The following is a 5,338-nucleotide window of genomic DNA, read 5'->3' as shown; positions in this document are numbered from 1 at the left end:
GTAAGGCACCAGCCTCGCGTTCGAGCCTTTAAACACATCACGTGAACCAGAACCCCGGCTCTGCTGACCCTTCGTCAGCGGGCCGGGGTTCTGCTCGTTCTCCAGAGAACACTCGTTCAGCCAGAAACCCTCGTTCAGCCAGCAACACTGTGCGGCGGCTTATACCCGGCAGCTGGCTCGGCTGGTCTCTGGTCATTCTGATAGCTGCTGTGCTGATCAGCGGATTCATCCGCGTAGCAGTGGTGGACATCTACACCATTCAGCAACAGTCCATGTGGCCGACACTTCACGACCGGGAAAAGGTTGCAGTAGACAAGCGCTATCCTGATTCGCACGGCAGCCGGCGCGGCGACGTCGTCGTATTCAACGGTGAAGGCTCTTTTGCTCCCTACCGCGGCAGCTCTGAGATCCTGGCGCGCACGCTTGAGCAGAGTGCGCATTGGCTGGGGCTGGGCTCACCGGAGGAGATCTTCGTCAAACGCGTGATCGGCGTCGGCGGGGACACTGTGGAATGTTGTGACGACCAGGGTCGGATCCTTGTCAACGGTGAAGCCCTCGACGAGCCCTACCTGCCCTACACGGTCACTGACGCAGAGCCTGCCTCAGAGCTGGAGTTCCAGGTGGAGGTGCCAGCAGGCAGGGTCTGGGTGATGGGCGATAACAGGGCGCACTCAGTAGATTCACGCGCCCTGCTGGGGGCACCCGGCGGCGGTATGATCAGCGAAGATCGCATCATCGGTCGCGCCAGCCACGTCTTGTGGCCGTGGGACCAGAGGCGCAGCATCCAGGAGGTCCCCTATGAGCAGTGAGCAGCCCCGCCCGGACAATGGCGACCTCACCGACCCCGCAGAGCCAGCGCCCCCCATGCCGGAAGAGGCAGAGACCAGGCCGCGACGGCGCAAACGCAGTCCGCTGGGCGCTTTTATCATCGAGCTGATCACCATCGTTGCTCTGGCGATCCTGATCTCATTCCTGGTCAAGACTTTCCTGCTGCGCGCCTTCTACATCCCTTCAGAATCGATGCAGCCCACACTGGAAGTCGATGATCGCGTCGTGGTGAACCTGTTGGCCCCAGGGATCATGGAGATCGAGAGGGGCGACGTCGTGGTCTTTGAAGACACTCGCAGCTGGTGGGGCTCTGGCGGCTCGACGGAATCCAACCCCGTGCAGGACGCGCTGATCTTCATCGGCCTGTTGCCTGATACCTCCGCACACTATGTGGTCAAGCGTGTGGTGGGCGCCGAAGGCGATACCGTTGAGTGCTGCGATGAGTCAGGACGCATTCTGGTCAACGGCGAGCCCGTTGACGAGCCATATCTGTACCCCGGCAACGCCCCCAGCGACACCCCCTTCGAGATCACCGTGCCCGAGGGGCATGTGTGGCTGCTGGGTGACCACCGCGAGGCCTCGGCTGATTCCCGTGCCCATGTCACCGAACCGAATTCCGGGGCGGTCCCGGTGGAGGACATCATCGGCCGCACTGCGGGCATCATCTGGCCCCTTGACCGGATGTCCGGCGGCGGGTCAGATCGTGACCCCTTCGAGAATGTCCCGGACCCTGTTCAGTAAGCTGATCTGTCATGCCTGCTAATGCCACTCTGCTCCCTGAGTTTGCGCTGCGCCGGGAGACTGGCGCGCGCCTGATCGCAGGCATCGACGAGGTCGGCCGGGGTGCGCTGGCCGGACCGGTGAGCGTCGGCGTCGTCGTGATGGACCTCGAGAGTCAACTGCTGCAGAGCGTGGCGGAGGAGACGGGAGTCTGTGAGCAGCTCGACGGCGTGCGGGACTCCAAACTGCTCAGTGCCGTGGCACGGAATCGGTGGCAGCCGCAGATCTGCGAACATGCCCAAGCCCATGCGGTGGAACACCGCAGTGCTGAGTACATTGACCGTCACGGCATCACCGCGGCGCTGCGCGACGCCGGCTTGGCCGGTCTGCGAGCGGTAGAAGCTGACCTTGGCCGGCCGCTGGACATGGTGATCCTTGATGGCACCCACGATTGGCTCACCGGCGGCAGCTCCCCGCGAGTGCGCACCATGCGCAAAGCGGACACTCTCAGCCTCACCGTGGCATGTGCAAGTGTGCTGGCCAAAGTGGAGCGGGACAAGCTGATGACCCAGCTGGCCCAGCAACATCCGGTCTATGGGTGGGATTCCAACAAGGGGTACGGCTCAGCAAACCATCGTGATGCTATCCAGGAGGCCGGGGTGACCGCGTACCACCGGCGGTCCTGGAACTTGGGACTCCAGGCGCTGCCGGGCCTCTAGAACATAAGTCGCTCAAGCGCAGGGGAGTTTTCCCCAGCTGAGGTGCCGAGACACGCCACGCGGATACTTCCACATCGGCAAGTGATGTCGGTGTCTGGTGATCACAGATGCCCCAGGCTGGTGCTCCAAGGAAAGGAGCACCACGGATGCATCCTAAGGATCACACCGGTCTGATCGGTGAGCAGCAGGCGGCGGAGTACCTGCAGGCCCGCGGGCATGAGGTACTAGAACGACGCTGGCGCAGCCGACACGGCGAGCTGGACCTGATTACTCGGGATCAGCGTCAGCTTGTCGCAGTGGAGGTTAAAACCCGACGAGGAGTCGGCTACGGACACCCCTTTGAAGCCGTCACTGATGCGAAGCTGCGTCGGCTCTATCTGCTCTTGCGCGAATACGCTGCGGAACACGGCCTGCTGAGGGTGCCGCGGCGAGTGGATGTGGTGTCAGTGTTGCTGGATCGGCGTGACACTGCCCTACCGGAACCTGCCCCGCGGATCGAGCACCTTAAGGCCGTGGCCCTATGAGTATGGGCAGAGCACGCGGTGTGGTGCTGCTGGGGATGGAAGGCCACCTGATTGAGGTAGAAGCAGATATTGGTCAGTCGCTTCCTGCGTTTATCCTGTTGGGCTTGCCGGATGCGGCACTGCGCGAGAGCCAAGACCGGATCCGCTCGGCAGCGAAGAACGCCGGACTGGACTTACCCGCGCGACGGTTGACGGTGAATCTCTTTCCAGCTTCCTTGCCGAAATCCGGTTCAGGGCTGGATCTGGCGATACTGGTCAGTGCTTGGGCCGCTGATGGTCTGCTGCGCGGCACCCAGGACGTGCTGTTTCTCGCTGAACTCGGACTCGACGGGCGGTTGCGTCCGGTCTCTGGTGTCTTACCTGCGGTGGCCTCAGCGGTGAACGCAGGGGTGCACCAGGTGGTGGTTGCCCAGGAGAACGCCGGCGAAGCTGCACTAGTGCCTGGTTCAGATGTGCTGGCAGCTTCCCATGTCAGCGAAGTCGCCGCGGCCTTTGCCGCCCCTGGTGCTGGTTCGATTCCCCGTGAGTCGCTAAGCGGGTTGACCCGAATGCACGGAGGAGTCGCAGAGCAATGCGAGGCCGCGTCAGAGCCAGCAGGACCAGATCTGGCTGAAGTGCGGGGGCAGCAGGAGGCCCGCTTTGCCCTGGAACTGGCGGCCGCAGGGGGTCATCACATGCTGTTGGTAGGTGCTCCTGGTGCGGGGAAGACCATGCTGGCCGAGCGGCTTCCGAGTATTCTCCCGCCGCTGGAGGATGAGCAGGCTATGGAAGTCACTGCTATTGAGTCCATCAGTTCGGGTGCCAGGAGTGTGACGAGGCTGCGTCGTCGGGCGCCCTTTGAAGCACCTCATCACAGTGCTTCAGCTGCCGCCATTGTCGGGGGAGGGGCACGCCTTGCGCGGCCCGGGGCGGTGACTCGGGCACATCACGGTGTGCTTTTTCTTGATGAGGCCCCAGAATTTCAGCGCCCGGTGCTGGATGCGCTGCGCCAGCCACTGGAGACCGGGAAGATTGTTCTCCACCGTGCTCGCGGGGCGGTGAACTACCCGGCGCGGTTCCAGCTGTTGATGGCAGCCAATCCGTGCCCTTGCGGACTCAACGTTGGATCCGGGGCAGCCTGTACCTGTTCAGTAGCTCAGCGACGCGGGTATTTCTCACGCCTGTCCGGCCCCCTGCTGGATCGAATCGACCTCCAGGTTCATGTCCAACGCCCGCGCTCAGCCGCAATGGCGCTTGAAGAGCCCGGAGAAAGCTCCGCTCAGGTGCTGGACCGAGTCATCAGCGCACGTCAAGCTCAGCAGGCGCGACTAAGTGCCTTGGGAAAGGAAGGCGGTCCCAGCATCGAGAGAAACAGCCAAGTGCCGCTGCCGGTGCTCACCGGGGCCCTGCGGCTGCCCACAGCTGCATTGCGCTCTCTGGACACCGCGCTGGATCGAGCCGCGATCTCGCTTCGCGGATACGTGAGAGTTCTTCGGTTGGCATGGACGGTAGCCGATGTCACAGGGGCTGCGAAACCAGGTGCGGATGAGATCGACATTGCCATGCAGCTTCGCTTGGCGGCAGCCAGATAGGGGAGAACTATGGAATGGGGCACTAAGGAGACCCGATGCTGCCGGGCCGAGCTGAGTCGGCTCATAGAACCTGGGGACCTCTTGGGTGCGGTGATGGTTCAGGAGTTGGGACCAGAACATGCACACCGGCTGGTGACGGCAGGGACAAACGCTTCTGCAACGGAGCAGCAACGAGTCGGGGAAGCCGCAGAGGCAGCAGGGCTGGGGCCACGTCAGCGCCAATTGCACACTGCCCTGCAACGCTGGCGAGTCAGACTGGGCCAGCTGCACGGAGATAAAGATCTCAGGAGTTTGGATTCTCTTGGCGGTGGACTGCTGATCCCGGAAGATTGCGCATGGCCGGAGACGCTACGCGATCTGCGTACCACCGCACCTATCGGGCTCTGGTTCCGCGCGAGCCATTCGGCACAACACGGGCCCGGGCCCTACGAGGTCGCTGCAGCGCGCATACCTGCGCGGGGGCGAAGCATCGCCCTAGTAGGTTCCCGCGAAATGACTGACTACGGCGCCAGGGCTGCTGCGGAGATCTCCGAAGAGCTTGCTGCCCACCAGGTGTGTGTCGTCTCAGGCGGGGCCTACGGCATTGATGCAGCAGCACACCGCGGCGCGCTGCGCCCCATTCAACGCGCACTGAGTGAGCATCCGGCAGAGTCGAAGGCCGGGACCGACACAGCGCCGGGACCAGCCGCCACTATTGCGGTGATGGCCGGAGGACTGGACTCCCTCTACCCGGCCGGGAACGAGCAACTGTTGAAGAACGTGGCCGCATACGGACTGCTCCTCTCCGAGCTGCCGCCGGGATCCTCACCCCAGCGGCACAGGTTTCTGCACCGGAACCGGCTTATCGCAGCCCTCTCTGAGGCCACCGTCGTCTTAGAGGCCCGATCCCGCAGCGGAGCGCTCTCCACGGCCAACCATGCCCTCGCGCTGGACAGACCGGTCGGGGTGCTGCCAGGCAGCATCTATTCCGCGAGCT

General features: G+C 63.4%; 6 protein-coding genes. All 6 read left to right on the top strand.

Annotated elements, in window-relative coordinates; genetic code table 11:
• The first annotated feature begins 41 nt into the window (after positions 1-41).
• Complete coding sequence (gene lepB, locus TX78_RS00755; protein WP_081652460.1) at positions 42-809, top strand: signal peptidase I; 768 nt, start codon at positions 42-44, stop codon at positions 807-809.
• Positions 799-1,569: a signal peptidase I gene (gene lepB / locus TX78_RS00750; RefSeq protein ID WP_049897254.1), complete on the top strand. Its 771-nt coding sequence runs from the start codon at positions 799-801 to the stop codon at positions 1,567-1,569. The genes lepB (TX78_RS00755) and lepB (TX78_RS00750) overlap by 11 nt, the downstream gene beginning before the upstream one ends.
• Positions 1,570-1,580: 11 nt before the next feature.
• The gene (locus TX78_RS00745) at positions 1,581-2,267 is read left to right on the top strand and encodes a ribonuclease HII (RefSeq protein ID WP_044492793.1); all 687 of its coding nucleotides are present in this window, start codon (positions 1,581-1,583) and stop codon (positions 2,265-2,267) included.
• Between the two features lie 146 nt (positions 2,268-2,413).
• Positions 2,414-2,791, top strand: a complete 378-nt coding sequence (locus TX78_RS00740) for a YraN family protein (RefSeq protein ID WP_044492792.1) — start codon at positions 2,414-2,416, stop codon at positions 2,789-2,791.
• Positions 2,788-4,362, top strand: a complete 1,575-nt coding sequence (locus TX78_RS00735) for a YifB family Mg chelatase-like AAA ATPase (RefSeq protein ID WP_044492791.1) — start codon at positions 2,788-2,790, stop codon at positions 4,360-4,362. The genes TX78_RS00740 and TX78_RS00735 overlap by 4 nt, the downstream gene beginning before the upstream one ends.
• Before the next feature lie 9 nt (positions 4,363-4,371).
• On the top strand, positions 4,372-5,338 hold a 967-nt coding region (locus tag TX78_RS00730; protein WP_044492790.1), incomplete at its 3' end, for a DNA-processing protein DprA.

This window comes from Nesterenkonia massiliensis (genome assembly GCF_000455245.1).
Classification (GTDB): domain Bacteria; phylum Actinomycetota; class Actinomycetes; order Actinomycetales; family Micrococcaceae; genus Nesterenkonia; species Nesterenkonia rhizosphaerae.
The sequence above is the reverse complement of the archived record's forward strand: the minus strand, read 5'-3'. Positions and strand labels throughout refer to the sequence as shown.